This window comes from Antarcticibacterium arcticum (genome assembly GCF_007993795.1).
Taxonomy (GTDB): Bacteria; Bacteroidota; Bacteroidia; order Flavobacteriales; family Flavobacteriaceae; genus Gillisia; species Gillisia arctica.
Genome location: NZ_CP042476.1, coordinates 2,392,048 through 2,412,424 on the forward strand (window position 1 = coordinate 2,392,048; position 20,377 = coordinate 2,412,424).

The window sequence follows — 20,377 nt, forward strand, 5'->3', positions numbered from 1 at the left end:
ATTCTTAAAAATATTATCCATTATATTTTGGCTGTTCTGAGCCTAAGGGCGTTGGCTATTACAGAAACCGAACTAAAGCTCATAGCAAGGGCGGCGATCATAGGAGAAAGCAACAATCCGAAGACCGGGTATAATACTCCGGCCGCAATAGGTACTCCCAGCGTGTTATAGATAAGGGCAAAGAATAAATTCTGTTTAATGTTTGTCATTACTTTTTTACTCAGCTTTTTGGCTTTCACCACACCCTGCAAGTCTCCTTTAACCAGGGTGATCTTGGCACTTTCAATAGCCACATCGGTCCCCGTACCCATTGCAATTCCAATATCAGATTGGGCAAGAGCGGGGGCGTCGTTGATCCCGTCACCGGCCATGGCCACTTTTTTTCCTTCAGCCTGAATTCTTTTTACCTCTTTTAATTTATCCTCCGGCAACATCCCGGCTTTAAATCCTGTAAGATGTAATTCTGAAGCCACAGCCCCAGCGGTATTTTTATTATCTCCTGTAAGCATATAAACCTCCATCCCATCTTCCATTAATTCCTGAATGGCTTGTTTGCTTGTAGTCTTAATAGGATCTGTAATGGTTATATAACCTTCCACCCTTTCATTCACCGCGAGATATGAAACTGTTTTTCCAAGGTTTTGTTCCTTTTCAACCTTTGCAATAAGGTCCCCGGGGATTTGGGCATTCACATACTCCATTAATTTTTCATTTCCAATGGCGATCTGTTTATCTTCAGTAATACCGGTTACCCCTTTTCCGGTAACCGAGTTGAATTGGGATGCCTCGAAAAGTTCAATATTCTTACCTTCAGCAAATTTAACGGTGGCTCCCGCCAATGGATGTTCACTCATTCCGTTTACTGAGGCTATTAATCTTAAAACCTCATCTTCGGAAAGCCTTCCTGCTGAAACTACCTTTTCTACTGAAGGTTTTCCTTCTGTAATAGTTCCCGTTTTATCAATAATAAGCACGTCTATCTTATCCATTTGTTCCAGGGCACGGGCGTTCTTAATAAGCACTCCGTTCTGCGCACCTTTCCCCACTCCCACCATTACAGACATTGGGGTTGCAAGGCCCAGAGCACAGGGACATGCGATAATAAGCACCGCAATAGCATTTATCAAGGCATAGGCATAACTGGGTTCGGGGCCCCAAATCGCCCAAACAATAAATGTAATTATGGATACCACCACGACTATTGGTACAAAATAAGCAGAGATCTTATCGGCGAGCTTTTGAATAGGTGCCTGGGAGCGGCTGGCTTCATTCACCATTTTTATGATTTGGGCCAGCAAGGTCTCATTGCCAACTTTTTCGGCTCTCATCGTGAAACTCTGGTTGCCGTTTATGGTTCCTGAACTTACCTTATCGCCTTCGGCCTTATCTACCGGAATAGGCTCACCAGTGATCATGGATTCATCAAGGCTGCTGGAACCTTTCTCAATAACCCCATCAACAGGGATCTTATCTCCCGGTTTAACCCTTAAAATATCCCCTACTACAATTTTATCTGTGGCAACTACCTCATCCTTGCCGTTCACAACCCTGATTGCGGTATTAGGGGCGAGTTTCAGCAATTCCTTAATAGCAGAATTCGTTTGGCTATGTGCCCTTGCCTCCAGCAACTGGCCAAGTAAAACCAGTGTTAGGATCACGGTGGCGGCTTCAAAATAAACATGAACAGTGCCCATTTCGGTTTTAAACTGAGCCGGAAAGAAATCGGGAAATAATAGCCCGAAAACACTAAAGATCCAGGCAATTCCCGCACCTATCCCAATGAGGGTGAACATGTTTAAATTCCAGGTTTTTATTGATCTGTACGCCCTCTCGAAGAACATCCAGGTTGCATAGAAGACAACCGGAATAGATAATAACAGCTGTACCCAGTTCCAGTACTCCATATCCATAAGCCTGTACAGCGGATTCCCGGGGATCATTTCAGACATTGCTATGAGGAAGATAGGCAGAGTAAAAGCCACTGCGATCTTAAATTTCTTAAGCAATTTATTGTAGGTTTTCTTTTCGGCTGATATATCTGCCTCCACAGGTACCAGGTCCATCCCGCAAATAGGACAGGAACCGGGTTCATCTTTGATTACCTCAGGGTGCATGGGGCAGGTATATTGCCCACCGCCCGCGCTAAAACTCATTTCTTCTACCAGATCCATCCCACATACGGGGCAGTCTCCAGGCTGGTCATAGGTTTTTTCTCCTTCGCAATGCATTGGGCAGTAAAATGTACCGGTACCTTTACCTGTTGGTTTTTTATCTTCTCCGGTTTCAATTGGTGTATGCTCCTCGCCAGGCAAGTAAATGTGGTAATTGCCGCCTGCATCTTTTAAGGCCTGGCGGAATTTTTCGATTCCAATAGGAGAATCCATCTCTACCGCTGCCTTTGCTTTATCCAATTCAACTGAAGCTTTCCTGACCCCGTCAACCGAATTCAAGGCCTCTTCCACGTGAGTACGACAACCATTACAGGTCATTCCCGTTATCTCATAATCCTGGGTAAAAATTTCATTTCCTGCATCGTCTGTAGAAACTATGCGGGGAGAGATCATGTAATTCCCATCCCCTTCTTTCAATGCCTTTTGAAATTCCTCTATTTTGATATGCTTTTGCATTTCAACTACGGCTTCGGCTTTTTCAAGATCCACAGTTGCCTGAGTAACTCCAGGCACTTCATTTAAAACCTTTTCCACGTGGGAGCGGCAACCATTGCAGGTCATTCCCGAAACGGTATAAGTATGTTTCATAGATTTCTCTTTGGTGGAAACCTCCTGTTGCGTCCCGGAAATACTATATTTCTCACCCGCCTTTAAAAGAGCAGCCTGCAGTTTTTCAATTTCTACGTGGGACTTCATCTCTATTACGGCTTCCCCTTTTTCAAGATCTACTGTCGCCCTGCTTACTTCCTCGATATCATTTAAAACTTTCTCTACATGAGTGCGGCAACCATTGCAGGTCATCCCATCTATTTTATATATATGCGTCATCATAATTCTGCCATTTATATCAAAATTATTGAATATATAACTTCCTGATGTTTAAAATTATAGATTTAAATTTTGAATTTTTTGGATGTGATCATAAAAAAACCCGGTTATTACCGGGTTTTTTATGATATACTGCAAAATTTTAAGCTGCATATTGTTCACAAGCTCTTGCACATTCTCTGCAGGCTTTTGCACAATCCTTACAATGTTGGTGATCATGCTTTTCACATTCATCGGCACAGGCATTGCATACTTTGATACAGTAATCTATAAGGCCCTGCACATCTTTATAATTGGTAGAAAGAACCTGATTAAGGGCTGCACAAACTTCAGCACAAACCCGGTCAGTTCGTATACATTTTACCATCATTTTTACATTCTCTTCATCCAGGCAGGCATCTGCGCAATAATTACAGTGGTTAATGCAATTTCCCAATGCATGGATCAATTTCTCATTTCTCATAATATTGGTATTTAATTAGTTATAATTAAAATTACCACTATGCATAAAGAATGACTTATAAAGAAAGTATAAACCTTTTAAAAAGTATGTTAATCAATGAGAATCCAGGGAGTTCCTCTTCTTTCCAAGGCCAATTTTATATTGGGAGGGAGTAAGGCCTGTGCTTTTTTTAAATTGGGTAGAAAGATAGGCAGCACTGCTGTATCCCAGATCCATGGCGATTTCAGAAATGCTTAGTTGATCATATTCAAGTAATTCTTTGACCCTTTCGGTCTTAATGTCCTGCTGATAATGCTGGATGCTTTTTCCTTCTATTCGGGAAAAAAGGTTGCTTAAATGGCTGTAATCAAAATTGAGTTCCTCGCTTAGGATCGCAGAGAGGTTTTGATTGCTGAAATTCTTATCCTCATAGATCCCTTTAATAATTACCGATTTAATACGGTTTACCAACCTTGTATTTTTATCTTCTATAATCTCAAACCCTATGGTATCAAGCTCTTTTGCCAATTCCTGTTTTTCCTGAAGACTTAAACTCCGGGATAGTGAAACTTCTCCAAGGGTAATTTGGTCATATGGAATTTCCAGGCGTGACAGGATTTCACTTACTGAAAGTATGCAGCGGGCACACACCATGTTTTTAATAAAAAGAACATTCTTTTCCATAAATCCTGTACCCAAATAGAAAAAACCCGGCGAATATTCATCGCCGGGAAATCTCAATTATTTAATAGTAGCCTCTACGCGGCCACATCTCAACATTTTATCCCCGTAATATGGGTTCCTTATCTCTTTGGTATTTGAAAACCATGAATCACCTTTTCCTTCAAAGGCCATTGGGCAGTATTGCTTGTAGATCTCTCCGGAAGCAAGCGCACCCTCTAATTGAGAATCCATTGCCTTGGTAAGCTCTGAAAAAGCCTCACGTTGCACATTCACATCTGCAGAAGTGGCAATTTTTCTGGCTGCTTCCGCAACAGAGGTATTGGCTTCATTTGATTCAAGGGCAGCGACCATTTCCTTAGCCCTGTCCTGAGCCATAGTGGCATCAGTTTTCACCAGCGCATTTTTAATATTGATATAATGCTGATACATAGCACCTGTTTGCTGATTTTCAAATTCTGCGGTGATTTCATCGTTCAGGATCTGGTCTTCATCCATGGTCTTACCCATTTCGTGGTCCATTTCTTCTCCTTCCCGCATTTCGTGCTGCATAGGTTCTGCTGCCTCATCTTCTTTTGTTTCCTTACAGGAAACCATTGATAAACTTCCTGCAACCAGGGTGAACATCATTAAATTTCTAAAACTTCTTTTCATGGTATATAATTATTATTAAAATTTACATTAATTACTTTTGAATTTTCTTTTTATTCTAAACACTGTGGGGGAGGAAATATACCAAAGTACAAACCCGCTAAGGACAGTTATTAATCCCAGCAGTGAAAAAACTCGCAAAATAAGATTATTAAAATTATCCCGACCCTCATAGTCCATGGTATGGGTCATCCATAGAAAATCAAACCATCTCCAGTCCCGGTGCCTTATACTTCTAAAAGAAGCGTCTTCAATAGATACATATGCCTTCAAATTATTGGGAGATTTGAAAGAGAGCACATAGGCCGGTAGTTTTCCACTCCTGTATTCATGGTGTTCATCGGTTTGATCTATTCTTTCAACCCCGGTTACCTCAAGCCCTTCAACCATATTTTTTTGGGCTACCAAAATGGCCTCCTCCCGGCTTAATTCATTTTTTTTCTCCCCGGTCCTGGCATCTATTAACTTGTTTCCATTTACAAGGTAGTAGGGATTTCCTGCAATATCTTTCAACTCGAGAGTATTTACCGGCAAATTATCGTGTGCCTGCACCGGACTTATTAAATTACCGAAATCAGGATTTTCTACATGATGTTTTCTAAAATCATCCCCATGGATCTCGTCAATATCTGTCCAGCTAAAATACAGCCCGCTTACAGTCCACATTATAAATTGAACCCCAATAAAAAGTCCAAGGTACCTGTGAGTCTTTCTTAATTTTAAAGCCGTTTTACGCTTTACCATTTATTCACTTTTAGTGCTAGGTTGAACAAACTTAAAAATTTTTTATAAATATGCTCTTCAACTATAATTTAACTATTGGTTTTCGAGCTGTTCAATTAATTGTTTCATTTGTGCGATTTCCTTTTCCTGCGCTTTAATGATCTCTTCTGCCAGTTTTTTGGTTTCAGGATCTCTTAGATCAGATTCCTCACTTGTTAATATAGCTGAAGAATGATGTGGTATCATTCCCTTCATATATTGAACATCAGAAATTCCGGTTTGGTTACGCATCATGTAAAAAGTGATCCCAAAAATAACTATTGCCGCGCCTATAATGATACCATTCAGGGTTTTATTCTTATACATTCCCCACATGAACAGCATCATGGAGATCGCCATGGGCGCTATCATTAAAATAGTCATATAGGTGCGCATAGTGCTAAGCATGATATGATCAAATTCTGCAACATTAGCAAACATTACAGCATACATGATGATAAAAGAGACTACCATCATAAGGGCGAATTTCAAATAATTGTTAGCTTTCATATTTATGGTTTTGGTTGATTAATAATAAGTTTAAAAGCTCAAATCCTCATTTTCCTACCTGAAAAGGGATCTCAATTTTTACTTTTTCCCACGCCATTGTTATAACTCCTGAGTTTCCGTTTGTTTTTATTACCTCATACTTAAGAGATTCCTGGATCTCCTGTAATTCAACCGGCTTCACACTCAGGCTCAATACATTCTCGGTTTCATTATAGTCATCTTTGCCATGTTGATCCCATCTTGTATTGAACATTACTTCCCATTGCTCTTTGCCAGGGATCACAAAAATTCCATATTTTCCTTGCGGGAGTGCTTTCCCGTCAATTATAAGATTCTTATCTGTCTCTATCCAGGTGGCCTTATGTGCGCCGGCCTGCCATACGGTATTATAGCCTACCAGGCCACCAAATATTATACGCTCTCTTACAGAGGGGGAAGAATAATCAATATGGATATGGGCATCTCCTATCATTGCCATAGCGCTGGTATAGGGACTTAATGTTTTAGAGGGTGGTGAAGTTTCTGCTGTTTCATGGTGTTCATGGGTTTCCTGCAGTTCCTGTGAACCTGCAGATTCCTTTTGTTTAGGGTCATTCCCGCAACCCATCATTACTACTGAAATAAGCAATATTATTATTTTATTCATTTCGTTGTTGTTTTAAAATTAGTTAATCGTCTCAATTACTTCTCCACATCGCAGCATAGATGCACCATAGTAAGGGTTTTGGATCTCTTTAGACCTGCTTAACCAGTTTGCACCTTTATCATTATCGGCCATGGGGCAATGTTGTACATACAAGCCACCGTTGGTAAGGCCAAATGTCTTTACCAAACCAATCATTGTAGTTGACATTTCATCAAAGCGCGCCCGCATTCCCTCAATCTTTGCCGCACCAGATAGGACCTTAGCATCGGCTATCAACTCCTTTTTATAGCTTTCCCAAACTATTTTCCCCTCTTCATTAAAGCCTGTGACAGTCTCAATACTTTTTTCAAATGCCTGGGCATTTGTTCGGGCCTGCGAATAATCATCTTTTACCAGTGCGTCCTTTAGCTTTAAATAATCATCAACCAACTTATTGAGACCTGGCTTTACATTATCATTTATTTCGAATTTTAAAGGTTCTGCCTGGCCATGATCATGACCTGTGCTCGTCTTTCCCCCATCGGGATTCATCATACTTACCCCGCCTGATAACTGCACCGCAGCATCTATTGTAAAGGCTCCATTAGAAACAATTTCCTCTCCCTGCTCAAGGCCTTCCTGCACAACATATGAATCGCCCAATGATGGTCCCAGGGTTATTTCCCTTAACCTGAAACCGGGTCTCCCATCTACATTTGTTTTTACATATACAATGGAGCGTTTCCCCGTCCACAATACTGCCGATTTGGGGATGATCAATTCCTGGGTCTGGCCTTCGCTCATTGTGTTTTTCACAACTCCCGATGCAAACATCCCGGGTTTTAACCTTCCGTCCTTATTATTTACTTCCACACGAGCAGTGGCTACGCGGGTTTGAGGATTTAGCATAGGGTCTACAAAACTTATCTTTCCTTCAAAACTTTCACCGGGGAAAGAATTGATGGTGAATGAAATATTGTTTCCTTCTTTAACCGCGGCCAGCTGCCCTTCATAAAGATCAAATAAAACCCAGACTTTGGAAAGGTCTGAGATTTCATAAATGGGCATCCCGCGTTCTACATAATCCCCCAGGTCTACCATCTTCTCTGTCACTATTCCATTTACATCTGCTCTTATTGAAAATCTTTGAATAGCTTTCCCGCCAGACAAGATCTGCTCTATTTGGGCGTCTCCTATCTTCCAATTCCTCAACTTGGTTTTCGCCGCTTCAAATAATTCCGGCTGACTTGTCCTTATAGCTGCTGCCTGAAGTAATTCTTCCTGTGCCGTAACCAACTCAGGCGAATAAACAGTGGCAAGGGTTTGGCCGCGGCTCACTTTTTCCCCGGTAAAATTTATTGCCAGTTGTTCTATTCTTCCCGGGATATGAGTGCTCTGCGAATAAGCCGCGCGTTCATCTACCTGTACTTTTCCGTTAAGACGCATCTCTTTTGAAGCATCTCCTCTTCCCACCACCATAGTCTGCACATTTGCAAGCTTTAAAGCATTCTCACTCATATGGTATACTCCCGGCTCTCCTTCGTCTCCTGAAGTTTCTAGGGGAATAAGGTCCATTCCACAAATGGGGCAGGATCCCGGTTCATTTTGCCTTATCTGGGGATGCATGGAACAGGTCCAAATTTGATCATTTGATGATGTGATGGTATGATCATCTGATGATGTATTACCAGATGGTTTAATTAGCCATCCCAGCATTAATCCGATGATTAAAATCGCTAAAGCGATTCCTATATTCTTTTTATTTTTCATTTTTTCTGTTTTTTATAGATGAAGAAATAATTCTCGAAAGAAGCTTTTTAATGGATGTAATCTTTAAAAGTAAATTTTCAGGATTAGGATAATTTGTGCTCCGTTCACAAAGCATTAACCAATATTCGGTTTCATCTGCCTCCTTCATTGCAATTACACATTTGGCTATAAAATCATTTCTGCTATGAGCATTTTGGGCCTCCCTTATATTTGCTCCAATTGAGGTACCCGATTTCAAAAGCTGCCTTGAAATCACATACTTTTTATCACTATCCAATAATTCAGAAAATTGAATTATTGCCAAAGCAAAATCAAAACTCAGTTCTAATATTTCATTCTTCTGTTCCATTTAAATTTTTAATTATCAAATCATCAAACTATTATACCATCGCACCATCGTATCATTGCGTCAGCAAATATTGAAGTCTCGCCTGGGCAATTAACCCATTTTTTAAAACTTCAATTTTTTGGGTTTGATACATAAGCACATCCTGATTCATTTGAAGCACCTCATCGAAATCTGTAATAGAATTGCTGTAGCCGGAGATAAGCAATTTGTTCGCCTGGCCGGAACTTTCAATTTGCCGGTCATAAAGATCCAGTAGTTTTTTAGCCCTGTTTATTTCATAGATCGCAGTTTCATATTCATTTTGAAGTTCATTTCGTTGCGCCTCCTGCTGTTCTACAATACTTTCTCCCATCAACTGAGCTTCTTTCCTGGCTGCGTTCACTTTCTTTCTGAAAATTGGCAGTGTTACAGAAAGCATGGGCATCACGGCATCCTGGCCGTTCATATCGGGATTGGCATCGGTTCGTTTGGAAATTATGGAATAATCCACCCCCAGCCCAATCATAGGAAGACCTTCTTTTTGTGCAATTACATCCTGCATCGCATAAGCCTCAGCCTGCTTTTCCAATCCGGTTAAGGTGGGATGTCCTGAAAAAGCGACATTATTATCAATTACAGGGGAATTTTCACTGAGGAATAAAGTATCCTGTATGCTAACCGCTGCCATTGGTTCCCGTCTTAACATCAGGTTGAACCTGGTTTGAAGAGGCTTACGCTGCTCCTGCAACAGTTCAATCTCTGTAATTGCGCCATCTCTTTGAATGTCTACTTTTACCACATTGACCATAGGAGAACTACCACTTTGGAACCGACTTAAGGAAAGTTCCCGGTATGAGTCCAGAATAGCAAGATTTTCCTGTTTCAGCTGTATGATCTTATCAAGGGCATATAATTCGGCATAAACAGATTTTACATCGAAGAAAACCTGATTCCGGAGATCCAGATAATTCTGAAAAGAAGCTTCAGCCATCAGGTTCGCTGCATCCTCCTTTGCCTTCAGCGTACCAAACCAGGGAAACATCTGCATAAAATTGAACCTGGCTTCCTGGGCTCCTAATCTTGTCTCTATCATTCTCCCAAATGCGCTCACGGTCAAGGTAGGATCCGGCAGGGAAGCAACCTGGGGTGCCCGCTGCAGGGCGGCTTCAAATTCAGCATAGGAGGCTTTCAATCTGGGATTGTTCTCTGCCGCCATCTGGAGGTAAGTATCCAGGTTCTGAGCCTGCCCCCCCTGCATCCAGAGGAAGAAAAACAAAATTCCCCCCAGCCTCCGAAGGGAAAATATCCCCCCTAACCCCCGAAGGGGAAGTTCTAATCCTATTATATTAAAATGCCTGTTTTTTTTCATCATCAATTATTTTATAAATCTTTAGATAGCGGAGAAATCTCTCCCCCTTCGGGGGAATTAGAGTGGGACTCTACAACAGATTCTCTCCAGTATGCCTGTAAAACCGGTACTACGAAAATTGTCATTATCTGGATTATCATTCCTCCCACGATTGGAATAGCCATTGGCACCATAATATCTGCTCCCTTACCTCTGGAGGTCAGCACAGGAAACAGCGCAATAATAGTTACTGCGGTGGTCATCATCGCCGGTCTTACTCTTTTCAACCCGGCTTCCATCACCGCGGCCCTTACCGCAGGAACGGTTTGGGGATCCCGTTTCTCAAATACCTGGTGTATATAAGTTCCCATCAGCACCCCATCATCTGTTGCAATTCCAAACAGGGCAATAAAACCAACCCACACTGCTACGCTAAGGTTAATATTTCCCATCTGGAACAGCTCCCGCATATTAACTCCGTCAACCGCGAAATCCATGAACCAGGGTTGGCCATACAGCCAGATCATAATGAACCCTCCTGCAAAGGCAACAAATACCCCCGAGAAATGTATGGTCGAAGCTATGATAGTCTTGAACTGAAAATATAACAACAGGAAAATGATGATCAAACTTATGGGGATCACGATAGAAAGGCGCTTTACAGCCCGTACCTGATTCTCATAATTACCTGAAAATTTATAGCTCACCCCGGCAGGAACAGTTAGTTCCCCGGAATCGATCTTATCCTGAATGAATTTCTGGGCATCGTTTACCACATTTACCTCGGCAAATTCTGTACGCTTATCAAATAGAACATACCCCACCAAAAATGTTTCCTCACTTCTAATCATTTGGGGGCCGCGGGTATATTTCAATTCAGCAAGTTCTCCCAGCGGGATCTGTGCCCCCACCGGGGTTGGTATCAATATTCTTTCCAATGAAGAGGGGTCGTCCCGAAGCTCGCGGGGATACCTAACCCTCACAGGATATCGTTCCCTGCCCTCCACAGTGGTGGTTATTTCCATACCTCCCACAGCAGTTTCAAGGGTTTGCTGTACATTTTCTATACTAAGACCATAACGTGCAATTGCATTTCGGTCTATATCTATTTCAAGGTATGGTTTACCAACTGTACGGTCTGCAAACACGGCTTCGGCTTTTACTGAAGGCACCTGCTTCAAAAGGTCTTCCAGCTGGATCCCGAATTCCTGAATAGTTTGGAGGTCGGGCCCATATACTTTTATTCCCATAGGAGCCCGCATCCCCGTTTGCAACATGACCAGCCTTGTTTCAATAGGTTGCAGTTTTGGTGCAGATGTCACCCCCGGAATATTTGTACGTTTCAGGATCTCGTTCCAGATATCATCAGGACTTTTTATATGGTCTCTCCAGTTCCTGAAATATTTTCCATCTTTATCAATTATGAGATCATCTGCCGTGAATCCGTTGTTAAGAGCGTCTTCATTACTTAAGGTATCACCCGATTTTATAATAAATTTTCCTTCCTTATCTACCTTATAGGTAACAAGCCTTCCCTCTGGACTAAGTTCATATTCAGATCTGTAATTGATCACATTCTCATACATTGAAATAGGAGCGGGATCAAGTGCACTTTCAATCCTTCCAAGTTTACCTACTACTATTTCCACTTCGGGGATGTCGCTTATGGCAATATCCATTCTTTGAAGCGATTCTTTTGAAGATTCAATACCTGCGTGGGGCATGGAGGTGGGCATAAGAAGGAAACTCCCCTCATTCAAAGAGGGCATAAATTCCTTACCAACCCCCGGAAAGGTATGGGCCATAGCACTCCAGCCCGATGTAGTACGTACGTTCCAGCCTATTTTATCAAAACCGTTGGCAACAGGACTAAAGATCCTGGGAAAACCAAGCCAGATCAACAATCCGAAGAAAATTGTAATTACGGGTAATAACAAAAATGTCCCTTTATTATCAAGGCACCAGCTTAATATAGGCCTGTAAAACCTTACAACTGCAAGCAGCATTAAAAGGGTAATTGCGAGCAGGACAATTACAAAGATATAATTTGAAAACAAGGAATTTTGATACCCAAGCGGGACCCATTCTTCTGTAAGGAAGAACAAGGTTACAGCCAGGATAATGAATAAAGTGATTTGGGTTGAATATTTCCCCAGAAATTCCGGATTGCGATCTTCCAGCAGTCTTACAACTCCAATAAGCACCAGCGCAAGCGGCAACCAGAAACTAAACCAGATTGCCAGCACCAGACCCGCAACAATTAGTACAATATTCCAGATCCTAATCATTCGGGCTTTTTGCAACCTGATATTAAATGCAAAATAAGAAAGCATCGGGAGCATCATTATCCCTACAAGGAATGCAGCAGCCAGGGCAAAGGTTTTGGTAAACGCCAATGGCCTGAATAATTTCCCTTCAGCATTTTCCATAAAAAACACAGGTAGAAAACTCACTACTGTTGTCGCCAGAGCGGTAGTAACGGCAGGAGCGACTTCTATGGTTGCTTTATGAATTATACCCAGCAGCTTTGAATCCCGGGCACCTGCATTTTTCTTCATCTCCAGATGCCTTATTATATTCTCAACGAACACGATCCCAACATCTACCATCACTCCAATTGCTATCGCAATCCCGGAGAGGGCCACTACATTGGCATCTACCCCAAAATACCGCATGGCTATAAAGGTGATCAATACCCCAATGGGCAGCAAACTGGAAATTATAAGGGAAGCCCGTAAATTCAGCACCAGCACAATTATCACAAGGATGCTTATAAGGATCTCGTGGGAAAGCGCGCTCTCCAGGGTACCAATGGTTTCATTTATTAGCTGTGTCCTGTCATAGAAGGGGACAATGGTAAGTTTGCTTATGGTTCCATCTGCCAGAGTCTTTTGAGGTAATCCTGCAGAGATCTCTTGGATCTTTTCCTTGGTATTTTCAATCACCTTTAAAGGATTGGATCCATACCGGGCTACTACTACCCCGCCAACTACCTCGGCACCACCTTTGTCCAGGATGCCCCTGCGCTCAGCAGGGCCAAGGTTTACCACCCCAATATCCTTAATAAGCACAGGTTTATTATCTATTGCGGTAATAACCGAATTCTCTATATCTTCTATAGATTTTATATAACCAAGACCACGCACCAGGTATTCCACTTTATTGATCTCGAGGGTTTTTGCCCCTATATCGCGGTTGGAATTCTGCACCGCCATCATCACCTGGTCTATACCTATATTAAAAGCCTTGAGGGCATCGGGGTCAACATCAATCTGGTATTCCCGAATGAACCCGCCTACCGAGGCGACTTCTGACACCCCATCTGTTCCGCTTAATCCAAGTTTTACATAATAATCCTGGATAGAACGCAGTTCGTGCAGGTCCCAACCTCCGGTTACATTACCTTCAGGATCACGACCTTCCAGGGTATACCAATACACCTGCCCAAGGCCGGTAGCATCAGGGCCCAAAGTAGGTTGTACTCCCTGCGGAAGCAATTCAGACGGAAGGGAATTTAATTTTTCCAGCACCCTGGTGCGCGACCAATAGAACTCCACATCTTCTTCGAAGATGATATAAATGATGGAAAACCCAAACATAGAGGTACTTCTTATGGACTTCACCCCCGATATTCCCAGCAGGGTGGTGGTCATGGGATAGGTGATCTGGTCCTCAATATCCTGAGGGGAACGCCCTGGCCAGTCTGTAAAAACTATTTGCTGATTTTCCCCAATATCGGGGATGGCGTCTACGGGAACGGGGTCGCTCGGAAGGAAGTCTATATTCCAGTTAAAGGGCGCTGTGACCAGACCCCAGCCTATAATAAAGACCAGTATAAGTATAGTTACCAGCCTGTTATAAAGGAAATATTTTATTATGCTATTGAACATTCTTAAAAGTGATTTAATGATGGCCCTGAAAAAAAAAGGGATATACCCAAAGGAATGGTTTTCAGAAAAAAATTATTTCTGAAATATGTGCATCATTAAAAGATCAAATAAGAAATACCTGATCGAGGATCTGTATATCGCTCACCAGGATAGGCGGGGAATAATGATTAAAAGGAACATGCTTAACGGCAGTTCCTTCAAAAAGAATTAAATAAGAATGAGTAAAAGTTGTAAGAAACAATTGCTGGTCAAGTTCCAGGGACTGAAAGGAGATCTTTAATTCATCCTGGCCATCAATTGCTGTTTTTTCATTGGTACAGCAGGAACCTTCTGAAGCGGAAGAATCTGCCATCATCTCCATTCCGCAGGTCTTAGCCTGGGAAAACACCGCTTTATCAACCAACATACTACCACAAAAATGCTTATCTACCGTAAAGGAAAAGGTGGACATGAACACCAAAAGTGCCAAAGTCAACGAAAGCATTTTATGAAATGTGGTTTTCATTACCTGCAAATATAAGTAATTATCTTTTTAGTTTAACACAAAAGCTTTATTCCAAGTTTTATCTGTTAATTCCTGCACCAAAGATACTTTGTACTTACGGGGAAGACTTTAGCTTTCGTGGGGAAAACTTTTGAATTTATTGCGTTGCCTTATATTAAGCCGGTAGTAATAAAAAGCCGGCAGGAGTATTATTACAAATATAGGATGTATAAAGAATCTACGTACATAGAACAGGGCCAGGAAATTATGATTTTCTATAGTGAAGATTAGAAACATCAATACCGGGAATGCAATCACAAAAAGAATAGCATATAATAAAAAGGAAAATTTTAATATGCTCTTATCCAGAAAAGCCACATAGATAATAGCCAGGGAAATAATTGAATTAAGAAAAAACCTGTAAAACACATTAAGCAGCAATTCGAGGGTTTCAAAATTAGGCGTGGTGTCCTTTAAATAGTCTGAATGATAAAACTCCAGCAGGGGATCGTAAAAAATCCGCGCTTCAAAATACCGGATAAATACCAGCATTCCCACCAGGAGGCTAATGCCAACAATTCTATACCTCGCTTTCATAGGCTTGGGTTTTAGAGTAGATGCGCACCCAGATGATCCATAATAGAAAAACGGTCCCGTAAATAATTAACGGAAATACGATGCTGTGCAAAAATTCGGCGTGTTGGGGGTATTCGTAAATCCCAATAGTAAGAATGGCTATTCTCACAATGTTCATAATGTATATAATTACCGCTCCTGCCAAAATATAAAATAAGGTGGTTTTTAGGTTGGCAAAAAATGAAAGCACGAAAGAGAGGAATAGAATAATGACACTTATAGAGTTGCAACCTTCGACTATCCTGGCGAGAAAATATTCATTGATAAATAATTTCATGGAAGCTTCATCTGGATGCGGTTCTATGTTTGCTGTATATCCAAAAAACTCAATTACCGCCTCGCTTTGAACCGCCACCAGATAAGTGAAGAAATCGGGGTAATATTTTTCAGATCCGGAAAGGTCGAGGTAAATATTATAGAAAAGTGATAAAATAAAATAGCTCCCCAAAAAAATGAGAATGAACCGTAGTACAGACCTGTATTTTTTAAATAATTGGAGCAAAAGTTAATAGGTGTTTAAACAAATTTATTGAAAATTGAATGCCTGAAAACTTATTAATTAAATACTTTTACAAAAATTTTCATTGCTATGTCATTTCAAAGTTTAAAACCCCGTATTGAAACAATATTACAACAGCAGAATTTACCGGTTGATGACCGTTTACAGGAACTCTGCGAATTGTTGAAAGAAACTATCCCTTATTATACCTGGGTAGGATTTTACTTTAAAAACGGTGATAAGGAAGAATTAAAATTAGGGCCTTATGCAGGCGAACCAACAGACCATACTATTATCCCTTTTGGAAAAGGAATTTGCGGTCAGGTCGCAGTTTCAAATCAAAATTTTGTGGTGCCAGATGTAGCTGCTCAGGACAACTATATAGCTTGTAACATACATGTGAAGGCAGAAATCGTGGTGCCTTTATTCATAAATGGGGAAAATATAGGCCAGATCGATATTGACTCCAACACGCCAGATCCCTTTACGCAGGATGATGAAAGATTTCTTGAATGGGTAAATGAGCAGGTGGCGGAAATTTTGAGGTAGACGGTAGACGGTAAACAGTAAACAGTAAACAGTAAACAGTAAACAGTAAACAAAATTAAACTTTTGCCTAGGTTTGCCGCCCATCGGGAAGCAATAATATGAAGTGATATATTACGGAATATGACCGGCTCAATTCTCCACTATTCCCTAATCCCTACTTACCACTCACTCCTCAATACTCACTACTCAATACTCAATACTAAATTACATCCCCGTTCTAATAGCCTCTACCGGATCTAATTTTGACGCCGTAATGGCCGGGACTATCCCGGAGATCAATCCAATCACTGCAGAAACCGCAGTTCCCAGGAACATATTCCAGGGAGAAAGCACAAAATCAAAATCGCCCGTAAACTGCGACGCTAAAAGTGAGATCACAAACACAAGAAATAAGCCTATTAAACCTCCAATAACCGCCAGGATAACCGCCTCAAAAAGGAATTGAAACAGGATAAACCTGTTCTTTGCACCAAGAGATTTTTGAATCCCTATCAAATTGGTACGTTCCTTTACGCTTACAAACATAATATTGGCAATCCCGAAGCCCCCTACAAGAAGGGAAAATCCGCTTATAATAAGGCCTATAAAATTCATTTGGCCGGTAATATTATCAATAAGGTCTGCAAAACCCTGTAACTGGTTTACAAAGAAATTATCAATTTCATCTGGTTTGAGTCCGCGATAGTTGCGCAGTTGCTGGGTTAAAACAGCAACAAATTCCGCATTGTCTACACCAGCCCTGGGTTTTAAAACGATTTGAGGAAATGTTGCCTTATTATTATCACCATAAATGCGCCGTACAATATTTACCGGAAGAAAAACTATTTCGTCCTTCGAGTTACCAAAAAGATTGGCACCTTCTTTCTTGAGAACACCGATAACTGAGAATTTTCTTCCGTATAACCTAACCTCTTTTCCAATAGGATCCAGGTCACCAAATAAATTATTTGCAAGAGCGTGTCCCAGCACCACTACCGGGGACCCACTTACAGATTCGGCTTCATTAAAGAATCTTCCGTCCTCTATTTGCAGGGCTTCAATCTCATAATATCCGTCTGTAATAGCCGCAATATCTACGTTGGTCGCCGTTTTATCACCGGCTTTTAAAGTTTCCCTTGGAACATTCATTGCGAAACTTATAGCATCAAGATCAGGTAAATTTCGGCTTAGAAACTGAAATTCGTCGTAACTCATATCTGGAAATTGCTCCCTTTTCCATCGGGGCACTTCGGTGGGACCAAAAGAAAAACGCATTAAAATAATGGTACTGTTATCAAGGGAACTTAAACTCCCCTTTATTTCCTTGTCCAGGGAATCTACCGCTGCAAGCACGGCAATAATGGAAAAAATACCAATGGTTACACCCAGCAACGACAAAAATGTACGCAACTTGTTATTTCTTAATGCATTAATTGCAAAATTGAAACTTTCCTTTAGTAGCCTTAGATAGATGAGCATAATTAAAACCGGGGTTTTGCCTGAATAAAGGATAGGACGCCGGCATTGGGATTTCGTTACATTTATTTTAAGAAATAAAAGTGTATAACTTTAGATTTTATAGTGATTTAATTACTTTTGCAAGCTTAACAAATACAACATAATGAAGGATTTAAAAACGGCAAAATCTGCTCTTATTTCGGTTTTTAGCAAAGAAGGACTGGCACCAATCGTTGAAAAACTTAATGATCTGGGTGTTACCATCTATTCCACCGGGGGTACAGAAGCCTTTATAAAAGATCTTGGCATTAAAGTTATCCCGGTAGAAGAGGTTACCTCTTATCCGTCAATTTTGGGAGGACGTGTTAAGACATTGCACCCTAAGGTTTTCGGCGGAATTTTAAATCGCGGAGACCATAGCGGAGACCGGGAAGAAATGAAAGAATATGACATTCCGCAAATAGACATCGTGATTGTAGACCTTTATCCATTTGAAAAAACGGTGGCTTCCGGTGCTTCTGAAGAAGATATTATTGAAAAGATCGACATAGGCGGGATATCGCTAATTCGTGCCGCAGCCAAAAATTTTAAAGACGTGATCTGTGTTTCATCTGTAAATGATTATGCAGATTTTTTAAATCTGCTCACTGAGAAAAACGGGGAAACTTCCCTTGAAGATCGCAAAAAATTTGCAGCAAGATCTTTTAATGTTTCTTCTCATTACGATACCGCGATCTTCAATTTTTTTAATAGTGAAGAAAAAGTTTTTAAACAAAGTTATTCTGAAGGAAAGGAATTGCGGTATGGCGAGAACCCACACCAAAAAGGCACATTTTATGGCGATTTTGATGCCATGTTTGACCTGTTGAACGGGAAGGAACTTTCCTATAACAATTTGCTCGATGTAGATGCAGCGGTGAATCTTATGAATGAATTTAAGAATGAGGCACCTACTTTTGCAATATTAAAGCACAATAACGCCTGTGGTCTTGCACAACGCGACACCTTAGCTGAAGCTTATAAAGATGCCCTGGCAGGAGATCCTATTTCGGCATTTGGCGGAGTTTTGATAAGCAATGTGGAAATTGATACTGAAACTGCTTCAGAAATCCACAACTTATTTTGTGAAGTGGTCATCGCTCCTTCATATTCCACAGAAGCTCTAGAAATTCTGAAAGAAAAAAAGAACCGCATCATCCTGGTTCAAAAAGAAGTTGAATTACCAAACGAGCTTGTACGCACCTGTTTGAACGGGGTTTTAATACAGGAAAGGGATAATAAGACAGATGCAATTGAAAGTTTATCCTATGCAACTAACAATAAACCTGTTTCCAACGAGTTAAATGACCTGATTTTTGCATCCAAAATTTGCAAACACACCAAATCAAATACCATCGTTTTAGCAAAGGACAAACAATTACTTGCAAGCGGGACCGGCCAAACCTCAAGGGTAGATGCCTTACGCCACAGTATTGAAAAAGCAAATTCCTTTAATTTTGACCTCAAAGGTGCGGTAATGGCAAGCGATGCTTTCTTCCCGTTCCCAGATTGTGTTGAAATTGCCGGAAATGCAGGAATCACAGCAGTAATACAGCCGGGAGGTTCTATAAAAGATCAATCGAGCATTGATTATTGCAACAATAATAATATTGCTATGGTGATGACAGGAACACGCCATTTTAAACATTAATTTTTACTACATTTACCTAACCTCAACAGACATACTATGGGATTTTTTGACTTTCTCATTGAAGAAATAGCAATAGATTTAGGAACAGCGAATACCCTGATAATCCACAACGACAAAGTTGTGGTAGACAGCCCCTCCATTGTGGCCCGAGACCGGACTTCAGGGAAAATTATTGCCGTAGGGAAAGAAGCTGCCCTTATGCAGGGAAAAACCCATGAAAACATTAAGACCATACGCCCGTTGAAAGATGGGGTAATTGCAGATTTTGATGCCAGTGAAAAAATGATAAACATGTTTATCAAGGAAATTCCGGCGTTGAAAAAGAAAATGTTCACCCCTGCCTTACGAATGGTAATATGTATCCCTTCCGGGATCACCGAAGTTGAGATGCGTGCGGTAAAAGAAAGTGCTGAAAGGGTGAATGGGAAAGAAGTCTATCTTATTCACGAGCCAATGGCCGCGGCGATAGGTATTGGTGTAGATATTATGCAGCCTAAAGGAAATATGATAGTTGATATAGGAGGAGGAACTACAGAAATTGCTGTAATAGCTCTTGGCGGTATTGTTTGTGATAAGTCTATCAAAATCGCCGGGGATGTTTTTACCAATGATATTGTTTATTATATGCGTACCCAACACAACCTGTATGTAGGGGAACGCACTGCTGAAAAAATAAAGATCCAGATTGGTGCAGCCACTGAGGATCTTGAAGTCCCACCGGAGGAAATGAGCGTACAGGGTCGTGACCTTCTTACAGGGAAACCAAAACAGGTTCAAATTTCTTACCGTGAGATCGCGAAAGCCCTGGATAAATCTATTTTGAGAATTGAGGATGCCGTGATGGAAACCCTCTCCCAGACTCCACCGGAACTTGCTGCCGATATTTATAATACCGGAATCTATCTTGCCGGGGGTGGCTCTATGCTTCGGGGGCTGGACAAGCGTTTATCCCTAAAAACCGATCTTCCTGTTTACATTGCAGAAGACCCTTTAAGGGCTGTAGTACGTGGTACAGGTATATGTCTAAAAAATCTTAGCCGTTATAAGGGAATATTGATAAAGTAGTAGGAGAGCCG

Annotated in this window: 18 protein-coding genes; 3 read left to right on the plus strand and 15 right to left on the minus strand. The window is 41.1% G+C overall.

Features of this window, described 5'->3' with window-relative positions; all coding sequences use genetic code 11:
* Positions 1–20: 20 nt before the first annotated feature.
* The 14 genes from FK178_RS10760 to xrtF form a co-directional block, all read right to left on the minus strand.
* Positions 21–3,002, minus strand: coding sequence for a heavy metal translocating P-type ATPase (locus FK178_RS10760; RefSeq protein WP_146834752.1), 2,982 nt, complete (start codon positions 3,000–3,002; stop codon positions 21–23).
* 139 nt (positions 3,003–3,141) lie between these two features.
* Complete coding sequence (locus FK178_RS10765; protein WP_146834755.1) at positions 3,142–3,462, minus strand: four-helix bundle copper-binding protein; 321 nt, start codon at positions 3,460–3,462, stop codon at positions 3,142–3,144.
* A 93-nt stretch (positions 3,463–3,555) separates the two neighbouring features.
* Positions 3,556–4,182 (minus strand): helix-turn-helix domain-containing protein, encoded by a 627-nt coding sequence (locus tag FK178_RS10770; RefSeq protein ID WP_317130352.1) that lies wholly within the window; start codon positions 4,180–4,182, stop codon positions 3,556–3,558.
* Positions 4,183–4,776, minus strand: a complete 594-nt coding sequence (locus FK178_RS10775) for a DUF3347 domain-containing protein (protein WP_146834758.1) — start codon at positions 4,774–4,776, stop codon at positions 4,183–4,185.
* A 27-nt stretch (positions 4,777–4,803) separates the two neighbouring features.
* Complete coding sequence (locus tag FK178_RS10780; protein ID WP_146834761.1) at positions 4,804–5,517, minus strand: PepSY domain-containing protein; 714 nt, start codon at positions 5,515–5,517, stop codon at positions 4,804–4,806.
* Between the two features lie 72 nt (positions 5,518–5,589).
* Entirely contained in the window at positions 5,590–6,045 is a 456-nt protein-coding gene (locus FK178_RS10785; RefSeq protein ID WP_146834765.1) for a DUF305 domain-containing protein, read from the minus strand.
* 46 nt (positions 6,046–6,091) lie between these two features.
* Positions 6,092–6,691: a DUF2911 domain-containing protein gene (locus tag FK178_RS10790; protein WP_146834769.1), complete on the minus strand. Its 600-nt coding sequence runs from the start codon at positions 6,689–6,691 to the stop codon at positions 6,092–6,094.
* 18 nt (positions 6,692–6,709) lie between these two features.
* A complete protein-coding gene (locus tag FK178_RS10795; RefSeq protein ID WP_146834772.1) occupies positions 6,710–8,440 on the minus strand; it encodes an efflux RND transporter periplasmic adaptor subunit in 1,731 nt (576 codons plus the stop codon).
* Positions 8,430–8,789, minus strand: coding sequence for a four helix bundle protein (locus FK178_RS10800; RefSeq protein ID WP_146834775.1), 360 nt, complete (start codon positions 8,787–8,789; stop codon positions 8,430–8,432). The genes FK178_RS10795 and FK178_RS10800 overlap by 11 nt, the downstream gene beginning before the upstream one ends.
* A gap of 52 nt (positions 8,790–8,841) precedes the next feature.
* The gene (locus FK178_RS10805) at positions 8,842–10,137 is read right to left on the minus strand and encodes a TolC family protein (protein ID WP_240793819.1); all 1,296 of its coding nucleotides are present in this window, start codon (positions 10,135–10,137) and stop codon (positions 8,842–8,844) included.
* An 11-nt stretch (positions 10,138–10,148) separates the two neighbouring features.
* Positions 10,149–14,006 (minus strand): efflux RND transporter permease subunit, encoded by a 3,858-nt coding sequence (locus tag FK178_RS10810; RefSeq protein ID WP_146834781.1) that lies wholly within the window; start codon positions 14,004–14,006, stop codon positions 10,149–10,151.
* Between the two features lie 103 nt (positions 14,007–14,109).
* The gene (locus FK178_RS10815) at positions 14,110–14,511 is read right to left on the minus strand and encodes an HYC_CC_PP family protein (RefSeq protein ID WP_146834784.1); all 402 of its coding nucleotides are present in this window, start codon (positions 14,509–14,511) and stop codon (positions 14,110–14,112) included.
* Positions 14,512–14,619: 108 nt separating this feature from the next.
* The gene (locus FK178_RS10820) at positions 14,620–15,087 is read right to left on the minus strand and encodes an exosortase F system-associated membrane protein (RefSeq protein WP_146834786.1); all 468 of its coding nucleotides are present in this window, start codon (positions 15,085–15,087) and stop codon (positions 14,620–14,622) included.
* Entirely contained in the window at positions 15,071–15,628 is a 558-nt protein-coding gene (gene xrtF / locus FK178_RS10825) for an exosortase family protein XrtF (protein WP_146834789.1), read from the minus strand. Before xrtF ends, FK178_RS10820 begins: the two co-directional genes overlap by 17 nt.
* An 87-nt stretch (positions 15,629–15,715) precedes the next feature.
* On the opposite strand from xrtF, the gene FK178_RS10830 reads away from it, so the two are divergent.
* Complete coding sequence (locus tag FK178_RS10830; RefSeq protein WP_146834792.1) at positions 15,716–16,174, plus strand: GAF domain-containing protein; 459 nt, start codon at positions 15,716–15,718, stop codon at positions 16,172–16,174.
* Between the two features lie 204 nt (positions 16,175–16,378).
* Here FK178_RS10830 and FK178_RS10835 read toward each other — a convergent pair whose 3' ends face one another.
* Positions 16,379–17,632 (minus strand): ABC transporter permease, encoded by a 1,254-nt coding sequence (locus FK178_RS10835; RefSeq protein WP_146834795.1) that lies wholly within the window; start codon positions 17,630–17,632, stop codon positions 16,379–16,381.
* 142 nt (positions 17,633–17,774) lie between these two features.
* On the opposite strand from FK178_RS10835, the gene purH reads away from it, so the two are divergent.
* Complete coding sequence (gene purH / locus FK178_RS10840; protein WP_146834798.1) at positions 17,775–19,301, plus strand: bifunctional phosphoribosylaminoimidazolecarboxamide formyltransferase/IMP cyclohydrolase; 1,527 nt, start codon at positions 17,775–17,777, stop codon at positions 19,299–19,301.
* Positions 19,302–19,337: 36 nt separating this feature from the next.
* On the plus strand, positions 19,338–20,366 hold the full coding sequence (locus FK178_RS10845) for a rod shape-determining protein (protein WP_146834801.1): 1,029 nt from the start codon (positions 19,338–19,340) through the stop codon (positions 20,364–20,366).
* The last annotated feature ends 11 nt before the right edge of the window (positions 20,367–20,377 follow it).

What these genes read in the sequence shown, in the direction of transcription:
- FK178_RS10795 (WP_146834772.1), bottom strand. Translation starts at nt 8,440, where the DNA reads ATGAAAAATAAAAAGAATATAGGAATCGCTTTAGCGATTTTAATCATC.
- FK178_RS10765 (WP_146834755.1), bottom strand. Translation starts at nt 3,462, where the DNA reads ATGAGAAATGAGAAATTGATCCATGCATTGGGAAATTGCATTAACCAC.
- FK178_RS10790 (WP_146834769.1), bottom strand. Translation starts at nt 6,691, where the DNA reads ATGAATAAAATAATAATATTGCTTATTTCAGTAGTAATGATGGGTTGC.
- FK178_RS10830 (WP_146834792.1), top strand. Translation starts at nt 15,716, where the DNA reads ATGTCATTTCAAAGTTTAAAACCCCGTATTGAAACAATATTACAACAG.
- FK178_RS10785 (WP_146834765.1), bottom strand. Translation starts at nt 6,045, where the DNA reads ATGAAAGCTAACAATTATTTGAAATTCGCCCTTATGATGGTAGTCTCT.
- FK178_RS10805 (WP_240793819.1), bottom strand. Translation starts at nt 10,137, where the DNA reads ATGAAAAAAAACAGGCATTTTAATATAATAGGATTAGAACTTCCCCTT.
- FK178_RS10760 (WP_146834752.1), bottom strand. Translation starts at nt 3,002, where the DNA reads ATGATGACGCATATATATAAAATAGATGGGATGACCTGCAATGGTTGC.
- FK178_RS10845 (WP_146834801.1), top strand. Translation starts at nt 19,338, where the DNA reads ATGGGATTTTTTGACTTTCTCATTGAAGAAATAGCAATAGATTTAGGA.
- FK178_RS10800 (WP_146834775.1), bottom strand. Translation starts at nt 8,789, where the DNA reads ATGGAACAGAAGAATGAAATATTAGAACTGAGTTTTGATTTTGCTTTG.
- FK178_RS10820 (WP_146834786.1), bottom strand. Translation starts at nt 15,087, where the DNA reads ATGAAAGCGAGGTATAGAATTGTTGGCATTAGCCTCCTGGTGGGAATG.
- FK178_RS10815 (WP_146834784.1), bottom strand. Translation starts at nt 14,511, where the DNA reads ATGAAAACCACATTTCATAAAATGCTTTCGTTGACTTTGGCACTTTTG.
- FK178_RS10835 (WP_146834795.1), bottom strand. Translation starts at nt 17,632, where the DNA reads ATGCTCATCTATCTAAGGCTACTAAAGGAAAGTTTCAATTTTGCAATT.
- purH (WP_146834798.1), top strand. Translation starts at nt 17,775, where the DNA reads ATGAAGGATTTAAAAACGGCAAAATCTGCTCTTATTTCGGTTTTTAGC.
- FK178_RS10810 (WP_146834781.1), bottom strand. Translation starts at nt 14,006, where the DNA reads ATGTTCAATAGCATAATAAAATATTTCCTTTATAACAGGCTGGTAACT.
- FK178_RS10780 (WP_146834761.1), bottom strand. Translation starts at nt 5,517, where the DNA reads ATGGTAAAGCGTAAAACGGCTTTAAAATTAAGAAAGACTCACAGGTAC.
- FK178_RS10775 (WP_146834758.1), bottom strand. Translation starts at nt 4,776, where the DNA reads ATGAAAAGAAGTTTTAGAAATTTAATGATGTTCACCCTGGTTGCAGGA.